This is a genomic window from Curtobacterium sp. PhB190 (assembly GCF_004365385.1).
Classification (GTDB): domain Bacteria; phylum Actinomycetota; class Actinomycetes; order Actinomycetales; family Microbacteriaceae; genus Curtobacterium.
This window is the reverse complement of record NZ_SODN01000006.1, coordinates 180,836-200,254: the sequence shown is the minus strand read 5'-3', so window position 1 is coordinate 200,254 and position 19,419 is coordinate 180,836. Positions and strand designations below refer to the sequence as shown.

The window sequence follows — 19,419 nt, the reverse complement described above, 5'->3', positions numbered from 1 at the left end:
GGTCCCGTCAGCCTGCCTGGAGGCGCGGGGGGCGTCCGGTGGGCGGGTGCGGCGGGGCGATGGGTTCCTTCCACACCGTGGAACGGACACAGCACCGCGGGATTCCGCGGTGCTGTGTCCGGAACCTGGTTCCGGGGGGGGGGGGGGGCGGGCGCTCCGCTACATGCGGGACGGAGCGCTCACGCCGAGCAGGCCGAGGCCGTTGCGGACGACCTGGCCGGTGGCGTCGTTCAGCCACAGGCGCGTGCGGTGCAGGTCGGTGACCGGCTCGTCGCCGAGCGGGGTCACGCGGCAGGCGTCGTACCAGCGGTGGTACAGGCCGGCGAGCTGCTCGATGTAGCGGGCGATGCGGTGCGGCTCGCGGAGCTCCGCGGCGTGGCGCACCACGCGCGGGTACTCGGCGAGGGCGCCGAGCAGCGCACCCTCGGAGTCGTGCGTCAACAGCGAGGCGTCGAACACGGAGCGGTCGACCCCCGCGGCCTCGGCGTTGCGGGCCACCGACTGGGTGCGCGCGTGGGCGTACTGCACGTAGAAGACGGGGTTGTCGTTGGTCCGCTTCGTGAGCAGGTCGAGGTCGATGTCGATCGCGGTGTCGCTGGCGAACCGGACGAGCGAGTACCGGCCGGCGTCGACGCCCACCGCGTCGACGAGGTCCTCCATCGTGACGATCGTGCCGTTGCGCTTGGACATGCGCATCGGCTCGCCGTCCTTGAGCAGGTTGACCATCTGCCCGATCAGGATCTCGAGGTTCGTGCCCGGCTCGTCGCCGAACGCGGCGCACATCGCCATCATCCGGCCGACGTAGCCGTGGTGGTCCGCACCGAGCATGATCAGGTTGCGATCGAAGCCGCGCTCGCGCTTGTCGAGGTAGTACGCCAGGTCGCCGGCGATGTACGCGGGCTCGCCGTCGGACTTGATGACCACACGGTCGCGGTCGTCGCCGAAGTCGGTCGTGCGGAGCCACTCGGCGCCCTCGGCCTCGTACATCACGCCCGCCGAACGCAGCCGGGCGATGGCGCGCTCGACGGCCTTCGACTCGTGCAGGGCGTTCTCGTGGAAGTAGACGTCGAAGTCCACGCCGAAGTCGTGCAGCGACGACTTGATGTCCGCGAACATGAAGTCGACGCCCTCACGCCGGAAGAGTTCCTGCGCCTCGTCGCGCGGCAGGTCCTTCACGTCGACCGAGGGGTCGAGCGTCGCGATGACGCGGGCCGCGATCTCGGCGATGTACGCACCGCCGTAGCCGTCCTCCGGCGTGGGCTCACCGAGCGCCGACGCGACGAGCGAGCGGGCGAAGCGGTCGATCTGCGCGCCGTGGTCGTTGAAGTAGTACTCGCGGGTGACGAGGCCGCCCTGCGCCTGGAACACGCGAGCCAGGCTGTCGCCGACCGCCGCCCAGCGCACGCCACCCATGTGGATCGGGCCGGTCGGGTTCGCCGACACGAACTCCAGGTTGATCCGGACGCCGTCGTACAGGTCGCCGTGCCCGAAGGCGTCGCCGCCCTCGACGATCGTGCGGGCGATCTCACCGGCCGCTGCGGCCTCGAGCGTGATGTTGATGAACCCCGGGCCGGCGACGTCGACCGAGGCCACGCCGTCGAGCTCGGTCAGCTCGCCGGCGATCTCCGTCGCGAGCTCGCGCGGGTTCGTGCCGATGCGCTTCGCGAGCTGCATGGCGGCGTTCGAGGCCCAGTCGCCGTGCGCACGGTTCTTCGGACGCTCGAGCACCACGTGGGAGTCCCCGATCGTCACGGTCTCGGACGCGCCTCGTCGCTCGACGATCCCGGTCAGGATCGACAGGTACGCGGCGGAGAGTTCGGCAGGAGTCACGGCGGACGAGTCTACCGGGACACCCAGGTGCACGCCGGACGATGGGCCATCATGTCGGGATGACCACCCGAAGCCGTGCCCGGGCGTGCTCCGTCGCCGTCGTCACCGCCGCAGCAGCACTCGCGTTGTCGGCCTGCTCGGGCGGCGGGGACAGCCACCCGACGCCCAGCCCGACCCCGGTCGGCAAGACGGTGTCGCAGACCTGCGCCGAGCTCCTGCCGACCGAGGCCCTGTCGGTGTACGGGACGACCTTCGCGCTCGACGGCTCCTTCACCCCCGCGAAGGGCTCCCCCGCCGCCACGATCGCGAAGCAGCGGGGCCGCGTCTGCCAGTTCGTCGCCACCGACGACGACACCGAGACGATCACCCTGGCTGTCGCCGACCTGCCTGAGAAGTCGCTCACGAACCTGAAGGACGCCCTGTACGACCGGGGCGGATCGGTCCCCACCTACCGCGTCGAGGGCTACTTCGCGCTGAACGACGGCATCGGCCGCGCGGATGTCTTCGCCGACCCGTACTGGATCACCACGCAGTCGACGCTGTTCACGGAGCCCGGCGGCGCACAGCCCGTCGTCGACGCGGTGCGCGCAGCGCTGCAGCCGTCGGCGACGGCGACGGCGACGGCGACGGCGACACCCGCGGGCTGAGGCGACCGCGCCGGCACGGTGCGGGGTCCGCCGCCCGGTGCGAGGTTGCACGCTTGGTGCGCGCTTGCAGCGCCGCACGGAGCGCGCAAGCCCGCACGGGCCCGAAACGCGCGCACGGTGCGGACGGGAGGCCCGTGGCGGGCCCGCACCGCGCCTCCCGTCCGACGGCCACCACGCACAGTGCCGGGCCCGCCGCCCGGTGCGAGGTTGCACACTTGGTGCGCGCTTGCAGCGCCGCACGGAGCGCGCAACCTCGCACGGGCCCGAGACGCACGCACGGTGCGGACGGGAGGCCCGTGGCGGGCCCGCACCGCGCCTCCCGTCCGCCCTGCAGCCGCGTCTCGTGCGCGACACGCGCTGTCCAGGAGGGCACGCCGGACCTGCTACGGTTGTTGCACCCCTTGGCCCCCATAGCTCAGGGGATAGAGCACTGCCCTCCGGAGGCAGGGGCGGAGGTTCGAATCCTCCTGGGGGCACCGTGACATTCCCGCGCAAGCAGTTGTCTTCGCTGCGCTCAGTCAGTTGCGCGCGATGTCGCCTGCGGCGACCTTCCCCCGTTGAGACTCTCCGGGATGGGTTGCGCACGTCGTGGCGGATGTTGGCGTTCGCGCGGATGATGAGCAGGAATGGTCGGGTCGGGGGAATCGACTCGACAGTTTCTGCTCACGAAGCGCCCGCGCGCACCGCGCTACCCCGTGTTTCCCCGCGCGTCACGCGCACCCCCTAGGATCACGGGCCGGTCGTCCTGCACGCGACCGGGAAGAGGGAACCGATGACCACCGGCACCGGGAACGCGCAGCTCGAACTCGCACGCGGCGGGCACGCCCCCGCACCACGGACCCTGTTCGACGTCCTCGCGGCGACCGCGGCCACCCACCCGACCGCCACCGCGCTCGAGGACCCCGCGGGCACCGTCGACTACGCCGCCCTGCTCGACCTGGTGCGCGCGCAGGCCGACGACCTCGCCCGTCGCGGCGTCCGCCGGGGTGACCGGGTCGGGGTGCGGATCCCCTCCGGCGGGCGTGCCCTGTACCTGTCGATCCTCGCGGTCCTCGCCGCCGGAGCCGCCTACGTGCCCGTCGACGCCGACGACCCCGAGGAACGCGCGACCCTCGTGTTCGGCGAGGCCGGCGTCGTCGGCGTCATCGGGGCCAGCGGCGTCCTGCGCGACCGCGACGGCGGCGAGCTGCCCGTGACGGACCCCACGGCGAGCGCCGCACGCCCCCACGAGGACGACGACGCGTGGATCATCTTCACCTCGGGGTCGACCGGGGTGCCGAAGGGCGTGGCGGTCACCCACCGCAGTGCTGCGGCGTTCGTGGACGCCGAGGCGCGGATGTTCCTGCAGGCGGCGCCGATCGGTCCCGGTGACCGCGTGCTGGCGGGGCTGAGTGTGGCGTTCGATGCGTCGTGCGAGGAGATGTGGCTGGCATGGGGGCACGGTGCCGCGTTGGTGCCGGCGCCGCGGTCGCTGGTGCGGACGGGGGTGGACCTCGGGCCGTGGTTGATCGCGCACACGATCACGGTGGTGTCGACGGTGCCGACGCTGGCCGCGCTGTGGCCGGACGACGCGTTGGAGCAGGTGCGGCTGGTCATCTTCGGTGGTGAGGCGTGCCCGCCGGAGCTGGCGGCGCGGATCGCGAGCCGGGATCGTGAGGTGTGGAACACGTACGGTCCGACGGAGGCGACGGTGGTGGCGTGCGGGTCGCTGCTCGACGGGAGCCAGCCGATCCGGATCGGGCTGCCGCTGGACGGGTGGGACCTGGCGGTCGTGGACGGTGCCGGGCAGCGGGTGGAGCCGGGCGGGGTCGGTGAGCTCGTGATCGGCGGTGTCGGGCTGGGTCGGTACCTGGACCCGGCGAAGGACGCGGAGAAGTACGCCCCGTTCCCGGAGCTCGGGTGGGAGCGGGCGTACCGGAGTGGTGACCTGGTGCGGTACGACCCCGAGGGGCTCGTGTTCCAGGGGCGTGCGGACGACCAGGTGAAGCTCGGTGGTCGGCGCATCGAGCTCGGGGAGATCGACGCGGCGCTGCAGGCGCTCGACGACGTGGCCGGTGGTGCGGCCGTGGTGCAGCGGACCCCGGCGGGCAACCAGGTGCTGGTGGGGTACGTGGCACCGGTGGCGGGTGCCACGGTGGACGTCGCGGCTGCGAACGCCCGGTTGCGGCGGGAGCTGCCCGCTGCGCTCGTCCCGCTCGTCGCCGTGGTGGACTCGTTGCCGACGCGGACGTCGGGCAAGGTCGACCGTGCGGCGCTGCCGTGGCCGTTGCCCGGGGCGACGGACGCCGCGATGCTGCCGGACACGGTGGCGTGGATCGCGGAGCGCTGGGCGGCGATCCTCGGGGTGCCGGTGTCGAGCGTCGACGACGACTTCTTCGCGCACGGTGGCGGGTCGCTGACGGCGGCGCAGCTGGTGTCCGCGATCCGCGAGCGGTTCCCGACGACGACCGTCGCCGACGTCTACGACCACCCGCGCATCGGCGCGCTGGCGGCCGCGTTGGACGAGTCCGGTCCGGTGGCGGCCGCATCGCGCGACGTGACGCCGGTCCCGCCGACGACGGGCCTCGCGATGACGCTGCTGGGCTTGCCGGTGCAGGTGCTGCGCGGGTTGCGGGTCCTGACGTGGACGGCGCTGGTCGCGGCGGTGCTGCACGCGACGACGCTGCCGTTCCTGCCGGTGCTCCCCTGGCCGGCGCTCGTGGTCGCGCTGCTGGTGTTCGTGACGCCGATCGGCAAGATGGCGCTCACGGTCGTGCTGGCCCGGCTGCTGCTCGTCGGGGTCCGGCCGGGCGACCACCCGCGGGGCGGTTCGGTGCACCTGCGGGTCTGGCTGGCGGAGCGGATCGCCGAGGCGGTCGACGGTCCCTCGACCGCCGGGGCACCGTGGATCAGCTACTACGCCCGTGCGCTCGGGGCGCGGATCGGCACGGACGTCGACCTGCACACGCTCCCGCCGGTGACCGGGATGCTCACGATCGGCAAGCGTGCGTCGATCGAGCCCGAGGTGGACCTCGCGGGGCACTGGGTGGACGGTGACGTGTTCCGGCTCGGCCGGGTCCGTGTCGACGACGACGCCGTCGTGCACAGCCGCACCACGCTGCTGCCCGGTGCGCACGTGGGCGCGGGTGCCGAGGTCGAGGCCGGCTCGGCCGTCGCCGGCCGGGTGCCCGCCGGTCAGCGCTGGGCGGGTTCCCCCGCCGAACGCGTCGGGTCGGCCAGGCACGGCCGGGAGGCCCGTCCCCCGTCGCGTCGACGCTGGCTGCTGGCGTACGGGGCCGGCTCCGTGGCCGTGGCCGGGTTGCCGGTGATCGGGGTCGCGGTCGGGCTGCTGGTCGCCGTCGCCCTGGTCGGGCGTGCGTCGACGCTCGGTGACGCGGTGCTGCGCGCCCTCGCGACCGTGCCGCTCGCGACCGTCGTCGCCGGGGCCGTGTACGCGCTGCTCGTGGTGGGGTCGGTGCGGTTGCTCGGCATCGGGCTGCACGAGGGGCGTCACCCCGTGCGTTCGCGGATCGGGTGGCAGGCGTGGTCGACGGAGCGGGTGCTGGACGCGGCGCGGACGCTGCTGTTCCCGCTGTACGCCTCGCTCGTGACGCCCGTGTGGTTGCGGCTGCTCGGGGCGAAGGTCGGCCGGAACACGGAGATCTCGACGGTCCTGCTAATCCCCGCGCTGACGCAGATCGCGTCCGGCGCCTTCCTGGCCGACGACACCATGGTCGCCACGTACGAGCTCGGTGGTGGCCGGGTGCGGATCGGCCGGTCGAAGGTCGGGCGGCGGGCGTTCCTCGGCAACAGCGGGATGACGGGCGCCGGACGCTCGGTCCCGCGCGAGGCGCTGGTGGCGGTGCTGTCCGCCGTGCCGAAGAAGGCCAAGCGCGGGTCGTCGTGGCTCGGCTCACCCCCGGTGCGGCTGCGCCGTGCGGCGACGCAGTTCGACGAGGAGCGCACCTTCCGTCCGCCCGTCCGACTCAAGGTCGCCCGCGGCTGCTGGGAGCTGCTGCGGCTCGTCGCCCCGATGGTGTCCGCCGCGATCGCCCTCGGGGTGGCGGGCACCCTGCTCGCCCTGTGGTCGGCGGTCGGCGTCGGGTGGACGGTGCTGCTCGCCGGACCGGTGCTCATCGTCGCCGGGGCCGTCGCCGCGGTGGTGTCGACGATCGCGAAGTGGGCGTTCGTCGGCCGGATCACCGCCCGGGAGCACCCGCTGTGGTCGTCGTTCGTGTGGCGCAACGAGGTGCAGGACACCTTCGTCGAGACGGTCGCCCGACCCTGGTTCGCCGAGCAGGCCACCGGCACCCCGGCCCTGGCGGCGTGGCTGCGGAGCCTCGGCGCGACGATCGGCCGCGGCACCTGGCTCGAGACCTACTGGCTGCCCGAGGCCGACCTCGTCACGATCGGGGCCGGCGCATCGGTGGCGCGCGGGACCGTCGTGCAGACCCACCTGTTCCACGACCGGGTGATGCAGCTCGACACCGTGCACCTCGACGCCGGCGCGACCCTCGGGCCGCACAGCGTCGTCCTGCCCGCAGCCGGCATCGGCACGGGCGCCACGGTGGGTCCGGCCTCGCTCGTGATGCGCGGCGAGCAGGTGCCCACCGGGTCCCGCTGGTCCGGCAACCCCATCGCTCCGTGGACAGCCGAACCGGCCACCGTGGCGGACTGACCGGCGCCATGGGGTTGACTGGGACCGTGCCGAACACCCCCACTGCCGACCCGTACACCCCGCACAGCGGCGACCGACGCTGGAGCGCCGAGCACTACGACCTCCGCCTCGACTACCGCGTGGCCACGAACCGTCTCGACGGCACGGCGACGATCACCGCCCGAGCCCACGAACCCCTCGACCGGATCGTCATCGACCTGCACGGCCTGAGCGTCGAGCGTGCCGACGTCGACGGCACCCGCGCGAAGAAGGTGTCGAAGGCGGTGCACAAGGTCACCGTGACCCCGGCGTCGCCGATCGCGGCCGACACCACGTTCACCGTGCACCTGCGGTACCGCGGCAACCCGCGCCCCGTCCGCAGCGCCTGGGGCCAGGTCGGGTGGGAGGAACTCACCGACGGCGTCATCGTCGCAGCCCAGCCGACGGGGGCACCCTCGTGGTTCCCGTGCAACGACCGACCGGACGACAAGGCGACCTACCGGTTCGAGATCGCCGCCGAGGCTGCGTACGACGTCCTGGCGAACGGTGAACTGCTCGGCAAGGAACGCGACCGCATCGGCACCCGCTGGACCTACGCCACCACCGAGCCGATGGCGACGTACCTGGCGACGGTGCAGATCGGGCGGTACCGCACGACGAGGCTCCGCGGCGCCGTCGTCCCCGTGACCCTGCACCACCCCGCCGACCTGGCGGCCGCCGCGAAGACCGACTTCGGGCAGGTACCGGAGATGCTCGCGCTGTTCTCGGACCGCTTCGGCCCGTACCCGTTCGCGGCGTACGGCGTCGTGGTCACCGACGACGAGCTCGAGATCCCCCTCGAGGCCCACGGGCTCGCGGTGTTCGGCCGGAACCACGTCGACGGCGAGCACGGCACCGACCGGCTCATCGCGCACGAGCTCGCGCACCAGTGGTTCGGCAACTCGGTGACGGTCACCCGCTGGCAGGACATCTGGCTGCACGAGGGGTTCGCCTGCTACGCCGAGTGGTTGTGGTCCGAGCACCACGGCGGCGACACCGCCGACGTGCTCGCTGCGCAGTACCGGCAGGGGCTCCTCGACCAGCCAGAGGACCTCGTCGTCGGCGACCCCGGCGCGAAGGACATGTTCGACGACCGGGTCTACAAGCGCGGCGCCCTCGCACTGCATGCCGTCCGCCACGCGTTCGGCGACGACGCGTTCACCGCCGGGCTCCGCAGCATCACCGAACGGCACCGGCACGGTTCGGTGACGGTGCCCGACGTGCTCAGTGCGTTCGCCGACGCCGCCGGCCGTTCCGTCGCGGACGTCCGGGCGGTGACCGGGCCCTGGATCGACGAGGCGTCGGTACCGGCGCTGCCCGCGCCGCGCGTCGACTAGCCAGCCAGCTCGCCGTCGGCCGGGTCGCAGCTGACCTCGGACCAGACCGCGTCGAGCGACAGCCCGACCACGCCGGCGACGGACGCGATGGTCGAGAACGCCGGGGTCGCGATCCGCCCGGTCTCGATCTTGCGGAGCGTCTCGGGCGAGATCCCGGCGGCGAGGGCGGTGTCGACGATCGACCGTGGGCCACGTGCGCGGCGGAGCAGGGCACCGAGACGGCGGCCGCGCGCGACCTCGTCGGGGCGGAGCGGGAGACGGACCATCCCCACATAGTAATACCGGTATGATCATCCGCGTGATCGAGATCCTGACACCCGCCGAGGTCGAGAAGGCCCGTGCCACCGGAGCCCTCGTCGGCACCATCCTGCAGACCCTGCGCGAACGGACCCGCGTGGGCACCAACCTGCTCGAGATCGACCGGTGGGCGAAGCAGATGATCGAGGACGCCGGCGCGGACTCCTGCTACGTCGACTACGCACCGTCGTTCGGCCGCGGTCCGTTCGGCCACCACATCTGCACCGCCGTGAACGACGCCGTGCTGCACGGGCTGCCGCACGACCGGGTCCTGGCGGACGGCGACCTGCTCACCCTTGACCTCGCGGTGTCGCTGGACGGCATCGCCGCCGACGCCGCCGTGAGCTTCGTCGTCGGCACCCCGCGCGACGAGGACCTCGCCCTCATCGACGCGACCGAGCGCGCCCTGGCCGCCGGGATCGCCGCCGCCGGCCCCGGGGCCCGCATCGGCGATCTGTCGCACGCCATCGGGACCGTGCTCGAGGGTGCGGGCTACCCGGTCAACGTCGAGTTCGGCGGCCACGGCATCGGCTCGACCATGCACCAGGACCCGCACGTGTCGAACACGGGCCGCGCGGGCCGCGGTTACACGCTCCGGCCCGGCCTCCTGCTCGCGCTCGAACCGTGGGTGATGGCGGACACCGACGTGCTCGTCACCGATGCCGACGGCTGGACGCTCCGCAGTGCCACGGGAGCCCGGACGGCCCACACCGAGCACACCATCGCGATCACCGAGGACGGCGCCGAGGTGCTCACACTCCCCCGCTGAGCGTCCCCTCGACCACGACGGGCAGCCCGCCGGCCGCGACGACGAGCACCAGGTCGGGTGCCGGCCGGTGGATCGTCACCGGGTGGTCTCGCCCCTCGAACCGCGCGGTGCCGGCAGCGACGTCCACGTCGACCGACAGCGGATCGACGCGCAGGCCCCGACCGTCGCGCTTCAGCACGGCCTCCTTCGCCGCCCAGCAGGCCGCGAGCAAGCCGGCATCACCGGCCGAGCGCTCGCGTTCGCCGGGCGTGAAGACGTCGAGGGGCGCTGCGCCGACGCGGGACACCCGCTCGAGGTCGACGCCGACCGGGCCCGGCGCGACCGCGAGCGCGAGCACGCCGGTCGTGCGCGACAGACTGACGCCGACCGCGGTGCCGTGCACCGTGGCCCAGGGACGACCGTGATCGGTCCCGGCACAGTGTGGGCAGACGCGCCCCGCGCGCACGGCCGCCGTCTCGACGCCCGCAGCCGCCGCGACGGCGGCGACCAGGGCCTCCCGGTCGGCGGCACGGTCCGGACCCGGCGCGCACAAGGTCACCACGACCGCCTGGAGGCCCGACTCACCCACGCACGCAGCCTACGGTGCGCGGACGGCCGGCCCAGGGCCGTGGTCGCTACGCGTGCGTGAGTGCGATCAGTGCGACGTTCATCGTGCTGTAGAGACCCTCGGATCGGGTCGCCTGGCGGACGCGTCCGCGCAGCACTTCGTAGCGGCCGTCGTGCTCGCGCACGAAGCCGATCACGCCGGTCGCCGGCGTCGAGACGCGGTGGTAGCCGTCCTCGAGCGGGACGACCTCGGTACTCGTGGTTCGCTCCATTGCTGTTCCCTTCCGTTCGTCGTCGAACAGTGGCGCCAGCATACCCCGGTCCGGGGGACAAGACACCCATGGATCGGCTTGTCCACAGGGTTCGCCGAGAGTCCGTCCGTCGCTTGCGCGCCGTGGATAGACTCCGGGCGACGGCGCTCTCAGAGCGCCGTTCGGGACGGCGTCGACGGCGCCGACCGGTGACGGACGGAGGACGGATGCGAACGGTCCAGCGTGGATCGGGCACAGGCGGGTCGAGGACGGAACGGGGGACAGCGCGGCTCTGGGGTCGCGTCACGGCAGCAGTCGTGGCGATGCTGATCGTCCTGGCTCCGGCGGCGACCGCGCAGGCCACGGCACCGGTCGACCTGGGTGGGGCGTACGTCCTCGACGAAGCCGACGCCCTCAGCTCCTCGCAGCAGGCGCAGGTCGAACAGGCGGTGCAGGACCTGTACGCCGAGACCCAGACGCAGCTGTACGTCGTGTTCGTGCCGACGTTCACCGATCCGACGGACCACACCGCGTGGGGCTCCGCGGTCATGGAGCAGAACCAGATCGACACCGACGGCATCCTGCTGTCGGTCGCCGTCGACGACCGCAACTACGACGTGCAGCAGACGAACGAGACCGCCATCTCCGAGTCCGACGTGCAGAGCGCCGTGAACGACTCGCTGCTCCCCGCGCTGAAGCAGGGCGACTGGTCCGGCGCGGCCGTGGCGTTCGCGAACGGGCTGACGGACACCCAGGCGCCGCCGAACCTGACCTGGCTCTGGATCCTGTTGCTCGTCGTCGTCGTCGGCCTGATCGTCGTCGTGCTCGTCATCCGCACCCGCAACAAGCGGAAGACCGCCGCGGCCACCCAGGCACAGCAGGAGTCCCTCGCCGACCTCGAGCGCACCGCCGGCGGCGCACTCGTGACGATCGACGACGAGCTCCGCACCGCCGAGCAAGAGGTCGGGTTCGCCACGGCCCAGTTCGGTCCCGACGCCGCGAAGCCCTTCGCCGACGCCGTCGCCGCTGCGCAGCAGGCCGTGCGCAAGGCCTTCACGTTCCGGCAGCAGCTCGACGACGAGATCCCGGACTCCCCCCAGCAGCGTGCCGACTGGGCGAACCAGATCATCGCGATCTGCCAGCAGGCGCACGCCTCGATCGAGGAACAGACCGAGTCGTTCGACAAGCTCCGGTCGCTCGAGGACGGCGTCGAGGAAGCAGCCGCCGCACTGGCCCAGGCCGTCGCGGAAGCGCCGGCGTCGGTCGGCGCAGCAGCAGCCGCGCTCGACCGCGTCCGAGCCAACTACACCGGACGCACCCTCGCGACCGTCGCCGACAACGTCGACCAGGCACACCAGGTGCTCGCCTACGCCACCGAGCGCTCGAACGCGGCCACCGCGGCGATCGCGGCCGGCGACAAGGGCGAAGCGGTGGTCGCCGTGCGCGACGCCCAGCACGCCCTGGCCCAGGTGCAGCAACTCACGAACAGCGCGGTCGCGGCCGAGGGCACCTTCACCGAGGCCACCGCACGCGCCGAGGCGATGCGCATCGACATCGAGGGCGACGTCGCCGCGGCCCGGACCCTCACCGTGGGCGGGCCCGACCTCGCCGCGGCCGTGACCCGGGCGCAGACCGTGCTGCGGCAGGGGTTCGACCCGAAGGACCCGATCACCGCGGTCGACGCCCTCACGAAGGCGAACACCGAGATCGACCAGGCCATCGCGGCCGCCCGGGGTGCCGAAGAGCAGCAGCGCCGGGCGTCCCGCGCCCTCGACGACGCCCTGCGCGACGCCCGGAACCGGATCAGCCAGGCGCGCGAGTACATCTCGCTGCACCGTGGCGGCATCGGACCGACCGCCCGCACCCGCCTGTCCGAGGCCGAACGCGCCCTCGACGACGCCGTGCAGCTCGCCACCACCGACCCCGGACAGGCACTGCAGGCAGCACGGGCGGCCGAGCAGTACGCCGCCGCGGCGATGGACTCGGCGAACGACGACATGGGCGGCTGGGGCGGCGGCGGCGGCGGCTTCGGTGGTGGCGGCGGCAACGGCGCCCAGCTCGGCGGCCTCGTCACCGGCATCGTGCTCGGCGGCCTGCTCGGCGGTCGCGGTGGCAGCTTCGGCGGCGGCTCCTTCGGGGGCGGCGGGGGCGGCGGCTTCGGCGGCGGGGGCGGTTTCGGCGGTGGCGGAGGCGGCGGCGGAGGCGGGTTCTCCGGCGGCGGCCGCTTCTGACCCCGACCCACCCGACGACCAGACCACACACCCGACAGACCAGACACACGACGTCAGACCTTCCAGGAAAGGGAACAGCAATGGCAAAGCAGACGATCTTCGGCCGCATCTCCACCCTCGTGCGGGCGAACATCAACCAGCTCATCGACAACGCCGAGGACCCGCAGAAGATGCTGGACCAGCTCGTGCGTGACTACACGAACAACATCGCCGACGCGAAGACGGCGATCGCGCAGACGATCGGCAACGTGCGGCTGCTCGAGCAGGACCACGAAGAGGACAAGCGCGCCTCGTCCGAGTGGGGCCAGAAGGCCGCCAACGCCTCCACCGCCGCGGACAAGTACCGCGCCGAGGGCAAGACGGCCGAGGCGGACAAGTTCGACAACCTCGCCAAGATCGCGATCGGCAAGCAGATCGCGGCCGAGCAGGAGGTCAAGGACGCCGAGCCGAACCTCGCCTCGCAGAACGAAGCGGTCGAGAAGCTCAAGACCGGGCTCGCCGGCATGGAGCAGAAGCTCGAGGAGCTCCGTGCGAAGCGCGACAACCTCGTCGCCCGCTCGAAGACGGCCGAGGCGCAGTCCAAGGTCAACGACGCCCTCGGCAACATCGACGTACTCGACCCGACGAGCGACCTCGGTCGCTTCGAGGAGAAGGTCCGTCGTGAAGAGGCCAAGGTCCTCGGGCAGCATGAACTGCAGTCGTCGAGCCTCGACGCCCAGTTCGAGAGCCTCGAGGACGTCGGCAAGGACGCCGAGGTCGAGGCACGTCTCGCCGCGCTGAAGTCGGGCGGCTCGTCGAGCCTCTGACGTTCCCGGACGACCTTCCCGGACGACGCCGGACCCCAGCTGACAGACTGAGACGATGCAGTTCCTCGTGGTCGGTCAGTGGCAGGGTTCGGCGTCGTCGCGCGCGATGCGCCTCGGGGACGGAGCGACCGCGATCGCGGCCGACCTCCCCCGTGCGTCCACCACCGTGGTCGACGTCCCCGCCGGCGCGGGCGACCGGCTCGAGACGGCCGTCGCCCGCTACACCTCCGTGCTCGCCGTCGCCGACCGCGTGGCCGAGGAGACCGGCGTCGCCAGCGAACCCGTCCTCGTCGTCGGCGGGGACGGTGCGAGCGTCCTCGGCGCGACCGTCGGCCTCGGACCGGACACCGCGTTCGTCCGCATCGCCGGGTCCAGCGGGTACCGCGCACTCAACCGCGCCCAGCCCGTCGCCGCCGAGACCGCAGCCCTCCGGATCCTGGTCGACCGCGCCGACGAGCTGTTCCCCGCGCTGCCGGTGCTCCCCGCCTCGTCGGTCGTGGTCGCGGGCGTCCGCGGGCTCGACGACGCCGAGGACGCCGCCCTCGACCGTGCCGGGATCACACGACTCGACGTCGACGCCGCCACCCCGGAGGCCCTCGCCGCCGCCGTCGACGCCACCGGAGCGACCTCGGTGTTCGTGCACGTCGACCTCGACGTCCTCGACCCGTCCGAGGTCGACGGCCTGCTCGAGCCGGTGCCGTTCGGACTCGACGGCGCGGGACTGGTCGAGCGGATCCAGGCCGCGACCCGCGGCCGCCGCCTGGCCGGCGCCGCGCTCACCGGATTCGCTCCCGTCGACCCGGAGCGTGCAGTGGACGACCTCGGCGTGATCCTGCGCGTCGTCGGGGCGTTGACCAGCGCCTCCCGGGTGGCCTGAGAACCGACCCGGCGCGCCGGGCGCACCCCATGCCGGTCCGCGTACGCTCGGCCTCATGACGGACTACGACCTCATCGTGATCGGCGCCGGCGCAGTCGGCGAGAACGTGGCGGACTACGCCCACAAGCGCGGCCTGGCGGTCGCGATCGTGGAGTCCGAACTGGTCGGCGGCGAGTGCTCCTACTGGGCGTGCATGCCGTCGAAGGCACTGCTGCGCAGCGGCCACGCCCTGGCAGCGGCGAAGCGGCTCGACGGCGCGAAGCAGGCCGTCACCGGCGAACTCGACGCCGCCCACGTGCTCGCGCGCCGCAACTCGTTCACCTCGGACTGGAAGGACGACGGCCAGGTGTCCTGGCTCGAGTCCGCCGACATCGCCCTGATCCGCGGCCACGCCCGCATCACCGGCGAGAAGACGATCGAGGTCGGCGGCGAGACGCACACCGCCCGTGCCGCCGTCGCCGTCGTGACCGGCTCGCTGCACGCGCTGCCCGACGTGCCGGGACTCGCCGAGGCGAAGCCGTGGGGCACCCGCGAGGGCACCAGCGCCCAGCAGGTGCCGGAGAGCCTGCTCGTGATCGGCGGCGGTGTCGCCGGCTCCGAGCTCGCCACCGCCTGGGCATCGCTCGGCGCGAAGGTCACCCTCGTCGCCCGGCACGGACTGCTCGGCGGCATGGAACCGTTCGCCGGCGAACTCGTCACCGATGCCCTCCGCGAGCTCGGCGTCGACGTCCGCACCGGCGTGAACCCCGTGCGGGTCGACCGCGACGAGCACGGGCTCGTCACCACCACGCTCGACGACGACACCACCGTCATCACGAGCGAGGTGCTGGCCGCCACCGGCCGCACCCCGCACACCGCCGACCTCGGGCTCGAGTCCGTCGGGCTCACCGCCGGCGACTGGCTCGAGGTCGACGACACGATGCTCGTGCACGGCACCGACTGGCTGTACGCCGTCGGCGACGCCAACCACCGCGCCCTCCTCACCCACCAGGGCAAGTACCAGGCCCGCGCTGCCGGCGAGGCGATCGCCGCCCGGCACCAGGGCACGCCGCTGCACACCGAACCGTGGGGCGCACACGTCGCGACCGCCGACCACGCCGCGGTCCCCCAGGTCACGTTCACCGACCCCGAGGTCGCGAGCGTCGGCCTGACCGAGAAGGCCGCGCGCGAGCAGGGGCTGAACGTCCGTGCCGTGGAGTACGACCTCGGCGGCGTCGCGGGTTCCGCGCTGCAGGCCGACGGCTACACCGGCCGCGCCAAGATGGTCGTCGACGAGGACCGCGGGGTCGTCGTGGGCGTCACCTTCGTCGGCCAGGACGTCGCCGAGATGCTGCACGCGGCGACGATCGCCGTCGTCGGCGAGGTACCGGTCGACCGCCTCTGGCACGCGGTGCCGGCCTACCCGACGATGAACGAGATCTGGCTCCGACTGCTCGAGACCTACGGTCGCCCGGCCTGAGCATGCGCGGACTGGCACGCCGGGCGCTGCTCGACTCCCCCGTGTCGCGGGTGGGCTGGCTGTTCGCCACGGCGGTGGGCCTGGCGATCGGTGTGCCGCTGTCGACCGGCCGCGTCCGCGTGGTCGACGGGCTCGTCGTCTGCTCGGGGCTGCCGCGGTGGGTGTTCCGTCGCGGTGGCACCTGCGTGGGTTCGGTGTACCTCACCCGGGACAACGACGGGCCCCGGGTGCTGCGGCACGAGCGGGTGCACGTCGAACAGTGGCGGCGGTACGGCATGCTCATGCCCGTGCTGTACGCCGTCGCCGGCCGAGACCCGCTCCGCAACCGCTTCGAGGTCGAGGCGGGGCTGGAGGACGGCGGCTACCGCTGACGGGTGTCCGTGCGCGGCGCTCTTCCTGCTGCGCTGCCCTGCGTTGCCCTGTGCCGTGTGTGCCGATCGGTCACGACACCCCGTCGGGCTGGCGCCGAGTGGTCGCAGACCGTCGGCGGCTCCGGCCGCATCCGACTGTCTGCGACCGCTCGGCGCGGCACGCGCGGCGCGGCGTGACCTCCGGTGAGGGCCGGGCGGGCGACGAGACGTGACCGAACGGCGGACAGGAGGCACGGATCACGGCCGCCACGGGCCTCCCGTCCGCCGTGGTCCTGCCTACCTGCCCGGCTGAGGAGCGCTGATCGGTCGCGACACTCCGCCGGGGCGGCGCCGAGCGGTCGCTGACCGTCGGCCGCACCGGCCGTGGCCGACGGCACGCGCCCGCTCCGACGCCCTCCACCCCTGCCGCCGAGGTTCCACGACATGCCGCGTGCGTTGCGCCGAGGTTCCACGGGCGGCCCGGAGGTGGCGCGAGATGCCGAGATTTCGGAACCTCGGGGTGCGGAGGGGCGGGCGAGTCAGGCGGCGGGACGACGGGGAACGATGAGGGGCGTGCCGGTCTCGGGGTCGGGGACGACCACGCACGGCAGGCCGAAGACGTCCTCGACGAGGTCGGCCGTCAGCACCGCGGCCGGGGGCCCGGCAGCGACGATCGACCCCTGGCGCATCGCGATGACGTGGGTGGCGTACCGCGCCGCCTGGTTCAGGTCGTGCAGCACCGCGACGACCGTCCGACCCGCGGCGTGCAGGGCGGAGGCCAGCTCGAGCACGTCGTACTGGTGTGCGATGTCGAGGAACGTCGTGGGCTCGTCGAGCAGCACGATGTCGGTCTCCTGCGCCAGGACCATCGCGATCCACACCCGCTGCCGCTGCCCGCCGGAGAGCTCGTCGACGCTCCGGTCCGCCAGCTCCACGGTCGACGTCTGCTCCAGGGCGGCCTGCACGGCACGCCGGTCGGACCCGGACGACGGGTGCAGCAGGTCCTGGTGCGGGAACCGCCCGCGGGACACGAGGTCGCGCACGGTGATGCCGTCCGGTGCGATCGGCGTCTGGGGCAGCATGCCGACCCGCCGGGCCACGGCCTTCGGACGGTAGGAATCGATCGGCGCCCCGTCGAGGTACACCGTGCCGGCTCGGGGCTTGAGGGTGCGCGCGAACGACTTCAGCAGCGTCGACTTGCCGCACGCGTTCGGACCGACGATGACGGTCAGTTCACCGTCGGGGACGTCCACGTCGAGCCCGTCCACCACGATGCGGTCGTCGTACGCGAGCGTCAGCCCACGCACGCCGAGCGCGGTCGTGGGGACCCCGACCACGCTGGTCGGCAGTCCGCCTGCGGCGTTCAGTTCTCGGCCTTGCCGTGCCGCCAGTACCCCATGAACGCGACCTGCTTCCGGTCGATGCCGACGCCGCGCACCAGGTGCCGTCGGAGCTCCTTGACGCAGCCGGCCTCGCCCGCGATCCAGGCGTAGACGGGGCGCGACTCCTCGGTGGCCGGCACGTCCCAGAGGACCTGCTCGTCGACGTCGACGTCCGCCAACTCGACGGTGTCCCCACAGGCGGGACCCGCTGCGACGGGTGCAGCACCGGCGACGACCGTCGACGCCCACGCGTGCACCTGGTCGGTCATGCGGACGCCGTGGGTCGCACCGTTCCGGGCGATCCAACGGACCTCGACCCCGGCGGGCGCGGTCACGGGCAGCCGGTCGGCGTCGGTCGGCACCTCGATGAAGACGTGTCCGACGGTCGAGACGTCGAGCGCCTCGAGGATGGCGCAGATGGCCGGGGCGGCGGTCTCGTCCCCGGCGAGCAGGATGCGGTTCGCGTGCCCGGGTGCGAACTCGGCGGCACCGGTCGGCAGGTCCTCGGGCGATTCCGGCACACGGGGTCCGACGATCCGGAGTTCATCGCCGACCCGGCAGGACGACACCCACCGGGATGCGGGTCCGGCGTCGCCGTGTGCGACGAAGTCGATGTCGAGCTCACGGGCGTCGGGCCGGAACGAGCGGACCGTGTAGGTGCGCAGCGGGTTGCGTTCCGCGTCCGGCAGCGCACGCCAGGCGGCGTACCAGTCGTCGTCCTCGGGCAGTTCGGAGAACCCCACGCCGTCGAGCGGCAGGACGACCTTGATCCGCTGGTCGAGCCCGACCGAGGAGAAGTCCGCCAGGGCATCGCCCGTCAGCGTCACCCGGACGAAGTGCGGGGTGAGCGACGTGACCGCTGCCACACGGACGGAGAAGACGCGGTACCGGGTTGCCACGGATCCGAGTATGGCATGCCTTACCTAACGTCTCCAGACCCCGCAGACGGTGCGAAGATCGGTTCCGTGCCCGATGCCCCCGACGACGAATTCGCAGACCTGGCCGCCCTCGCCCGCGCGAGCGGCGTGACGGAGCCGCTCCGCGCATCCAGGCAGGTGGTCCGCACCGATGACGGGCAGGAGACGTCCGCCATCCGGTGGGGCGACCGGGAGGCCCGGATCACCTACCTGCACGGGCTCGGCATCGACGCCCACAGCTTCGACCAGACCGCGCTCGCCGTCGGCGAGCCGGCGGTCGCCCTCGACCTGCCCGGCCACGGCCGGTCGTCGTGGCGGGACGACGCCGACTACGGGGCGTCCGTGACGGCGCCGACCGTGCTCGCCGCGCTCGACGCGCTCGAGGTGCCGCCGGGGATCGTCGTCGGGCACTCGCTCGGCGCGATCCTGTCGGCACGACTCGCGGCCACGGCTCCGGAGCGGGTGACCGGGCTCGTCCTCGTCGACATGTCGCCGGACTTCGCGCAGCGGGCGGTCGACCGGATCGCCCGCGCGCTCGAGGCCGAGGAGCCGTTCGCCACCCTGGACCAGGTCGTCGACCGGGCGATCGAGGCACGAGTCGGCGACGACCGGCACGTGCTGCTGCGTGAGGCGCGCCACACCACGCGGCTCGGTGACGACGGAGCGCTCGTGCGGCGCCACCACTTCCCGCACCTGCCCGCCGGCCGCACGTCGTCGGTGGGGCGCTTCGCCGACGCCTGGCCCGATCTCGAGGCCCTGCGCGTGCCGATCCTGCTCGTCCGCGGCGACCGCGGGTACGTCTCGCCGAAGCTGCACGCCGCGTTCGCCGAGCGGCTGCCAGAGGCCGAGATCGTGACGGTCACCGCACGGCACGCGGTGCAGAACCAGGCGCCCCTCGAACTGGCTTCGGCGATCCGGGCATGGGCCGCACGTCACGGATTGTTGCACCGGATCGATGAACCGTCGCGGGACCGTACCGGCCCCCGGTAACCTCGTGCGAGCGCGAGCTGTGACCATCGCCCTCGCGTCCGGAAGGAACCCACAC

The 19,419-nt window shown here is 73.1% G+C and carries 16 protein-coding genes and 1 tRNA gene; 11 read left to right on the top strand and 6 right to left on the bottom strand.

What is annotated here, in order from left to right; all coding sequences use genetic code 11:
* Nucleotides 1-159 precede the first annotated feature (159 nt).
* Nucleotides 160-1,830 carry an arginine--tRNA ligase gene (gene argS, locus EDF47_RS11795; RefSeq protein ID WP_131879686.1) on the bottom strand — a complete coding sequence of 557 codons (1,671 nt, stop codon included), beginning with the start codon at nucleotides 1,828-1,830 and terminating at the stop codon, nucleotides 160-162.
* A gap of 59 nt (nucleotides 1,831-1,889) precedes the next feature.
* On the opposite strand from argS, the gene EDF47_RS11790 reads away from it, so the two are divergent.
* The 4 genes from EDF47_RS11790 (at nucleotide 1,890) to EDF47_RS11775 (ending at nucleotide 8,489) form a co-directional block, all read left to right on the top strand.
* Nucleotides 1,890-2,477 (top strand): hypothetical protein, encoded by a 588-nt coding sequence (locus tag EDF47_RS11790; RefSeq protein ID WP_133937055.1) that lies wholly within the window; start codon nucleotides 1,890-1,892, stop codon nucleotides 2,475-2,477.
* A 404-nt stretch (nucleotides 2,478-2,881) separates the two neighbouring features.
* A tRNA-Arg gene (locus tag EDF47_RS11785) sits at nucleotides 2,882-2,953 on the top strand.
* A 296-nt stretch (nucleotides 2,954-3,249) separates the two neighbouring features.
* Entirely contained in the window at nucleotides 3,250-7,134 is a 3,885-nt protein-coding gene (locus EDF47_RS11780; protein ID WP_131879690.1) for a Pls/PosA family non-ribosomal peptide synthetase, read from the top strand.
* 26 nt (nucleotides 7,135-7,160) lie between these two features.
* Nucleotides 7,161-8,489: a M1 family metallopeptidase gene (locus EDF47_RS11775; RefSeq protein WP_243698083.1), complete on the top strand. Its 1,329-nt coding sequence runs from the start codon at nucleotides 7,161-7,163 to the stop codon at nucleotides 8,487-8,489.
* Here the strand turns inward: EDF47_RS11775 and EDF47_RS11770 are convergent.
* Nucleotides 8,486-8,755: a helix-turn-helix domain-containing protein gene (locus EDF47_RS11770; protein WP_027465796.1), complete on the bottom strand. Its 270-nt coding sequence runs from the start codon at nucleotides 8,753-8,755 to the stop codon at nucleotides 8,486-8,488. The genes EDF47_RS11775 and EDF47_RS11770 overlap by 4 nt on opposite strands.
* A 32-nt stretch (nucleotides 8,756-8,787) precedes the next feature.
* Here EDF47_RS11770 and map point away from each other — a divergent pair, with 32 nt between their 5' ends.
* Nucleotides 8,788-9,555 carry a type I methionyl aminopeptidase gene (gene map, locus EDF47_RS11765; RefSeq protein ID WP_131879692.1) on the top strand — a complete coding sequence of 256 codons (768 nt, stop codon included), beginning with the start codon at nucleotides 8,788-8,790 and terminating at the stop codon, nucleotides 9,553-9,555.
* Here map and EDF47_RS11760 read toward each other — a convergent pair.
* Together EDF47_RS11760 and EDF47_RS11755 are read right to left on the bottom strand one after the other, a co-directional pair.
* A complete protein-coding gene (locus tag EDF47_RS11760; RefSeq protein ID WP_131879694.1) occupies nucleotides 9,539-10,123 on the bottom strand; it encodes a 4'-phosphopantetheinyl transferase superfamily protein in 585 nt (194 codons plus the stop codon). The genes map and EDF47_RS11760 overlap by 17 nt on opposite strands.
* A gap of 46 nt (nucleotides 10,124-10,169) precedes the next feature.
* On the bottom strand, nucleotides 10,170-10,373 hold the full coding sequence (locus tag EDF47_RS11755; RefSeq protein ID WP_071255966.1) for a hypothetical protein: 204 nt from the start codon (nucleotides 10,371-10,373) through the stop codon (nucleotides 10,170-10,172).
* A 302-nt stretch (nucleotides 10,374-10,675) separates the two neighbouring features.
* Here EDF47_RS11755 and EDF47_RS20345 point away from each other — a divergent pair, with 302 nt between their 5' ends.
* The 5 genes from EDF47_RS20345 to EDF47_RS11730 all read left to right on the top strand — a co-directional run bounded on the left by EDF47_RS20345 (nucleotide 10,676) and on the right by EDF47_RS11730 (nucleotide 16,096).
* A complete protein-coding gene (locus tag EDF47_RS20345) occupies nucleotides 10,676-12,583 on the top strand; it encodes a TPM domain-containing protein (protein ID WP_279432385.1) in 1,908 nt (635 codons plus the stop codon).
* An 80-nt stretch (nucleotides 12,584-12,663) separates the two neighbouring features.
* A complete protein-coding gene (locus tag EDF47_RS11745) occupies nucleotides 12,664-13,389 on the top strand; it encodes a PspA/IM30 family protein (RefSeq protein ID WP_133937057.1) in 726 nt (241 codons plus the stop codon).
* A gap of 55 nt (nucleotides 13,390-13,444) precedes the next feature.
* Complete coding sequence (locus EDF47_RS11740; RefSeq protein ID WP_123294263.1) at nucleotides 13,445-14,266, top strand: arginase family protein; 822 nt, start codon at nucleotides 13,445-13,447, stop codon at nucleotides 14,264-14,266.
* 55 nt (nucleotides 14,267-14,321) lie between these two features.
* Nucleotides 14,322-15,725 carry an NAD(P)/FAD-dependent oxidoreductase gene (locus EDF47_RS11735; RefSeq protein ID WP_123671673.1) on the top strand — a complete coding sequence of 468 codons (1,404 nt, stop codon included), beginning with the start codon at nucleotides 14,322-14,324 and terminating at the stop codon, nucleotides 15,723-15,725.
* Between the two features lie 2 nt (nucleotides 15,726-15,727).
* The gene (locus tag EDF47_RS11730) at nucleotides 15,728-16,096 is read left to right on the top strand and encodes a Fe-S oxidoreductase (RefSeq protein WP_123294261.1); all 369 of its coding nucleotides are present in this window, start codon (nucleotides 15,728-15,730) and stop codon (nucleotides 16,094-16,096) included.
* Nucleotides 16,097-16,614: 518 nt separating this feature from the next.
* Here the strand turns inward: EDF47_RS11730 and EDF47_RS11725 are convergent.
* Both EDF47_RS11725 and EDF47_RS11720 read right to left on the bottom strand, forming a co-directional pair.
* Entirely contained in the window at nucleotides 16,615-17,412 is a 798-nt protein-coding gene (locus EDF47_RS11725) for an ABC transporter ATP-binding protein (protein WP_243650039.1), read from the bottom strand.
* A gap of 26 nt (nucleotides 17,413-17,438) precedes the next feature.
* Entirely contained in the window at nucleotides 17,439-18,356 is a 918-nt protein-coding gene (locus EDF47_RS11720; RefSeq protein WP_243834049.1) for a siderophore-interacting protein, read from the bottom strand.
* A gap of 66 nt (nucleotides 18,357-18,422) precedes the next feature.
* On the opposite strand from EDF47_RS11720, the gene EDF47_RS11715 reads away from it, so the two are divergent.
* Nucleotides 18,423-19,364, top strand: a complete 942-nt coding sequence (locus EDF47_RS11715) for an alpha/beta fold hydrolase (protein WP_166673227.1) — start codon at nucleotides 18,423-18,425, stop codon at nucleotides 19,362-19,364.
* Nucleotides 19,365-19,419 lie beyond the last annotated feature (55 nt).

Coding starts and splice junctions, on each gene's coding strand:
- EDF47_RS20345 (WP_279432385.1), top strand. CDS start 10,676: ATGCTGATCGTCCTGGCTCCGGCGGCGACCGCGCAGGCCACGGCACCG.
- EDF47_RS11755 (WP_071255966.1), bottom strand. CDS start 10,373: ATGGAGCGAACCACGAGTACCGAGGTCGTCCCGCTCGAGGACGGCTAC.
- EDF47_RS11745 (WP_133937057.1), top strand. CDS start 12,664: ATGGCAAAGCAGACGATCTTCGGCCGCATCTCCACCCTCGTGCGGGCG.
- EDF47_RS11730 (WP_123294261.1), top strand. CDS start 15,728: ATGCGCGGACTGGCACGCCGGGCGCTGCTCGACTCCCCCGTGTCGCGG.
- EDF47_RS11770 (WP_027465796.1), bottom strand. CDS start 8,755: ATGGTCCGTCTCCCGCTCCGCCCCGACGAGGTCGCGCGCGGCCGCCGT.
- EDF47_RS11740 (WP_123294263.1), top strand. CDS start 13,445: ATGCAGTTCCTCGTGGTCGGTCAGTGGCAGGGTTCGGCGTCGTCGCGC.
- EDF47_RS11735 (WP_123671673.1), top strand. CDS start 14,322: ATGACGGACTACGACCTCATCGTGATCGGCGCCGGCGCAGTCGGCGAG.
- EDF47_RS11780 (WP_131879690.1), top strand. CDS start 3,250: ATGACCACCGGCACCGGGAACGCGCAGCTCGAACTCGCACGCGGCGGG.
- EDF47_RS11790 (WP_133937055.1), top strand. CDS start 1,890: ATGACCACCCGAAGCCGTGCCCGGGCGTGCTCCGTCGCCGTCGTCACC.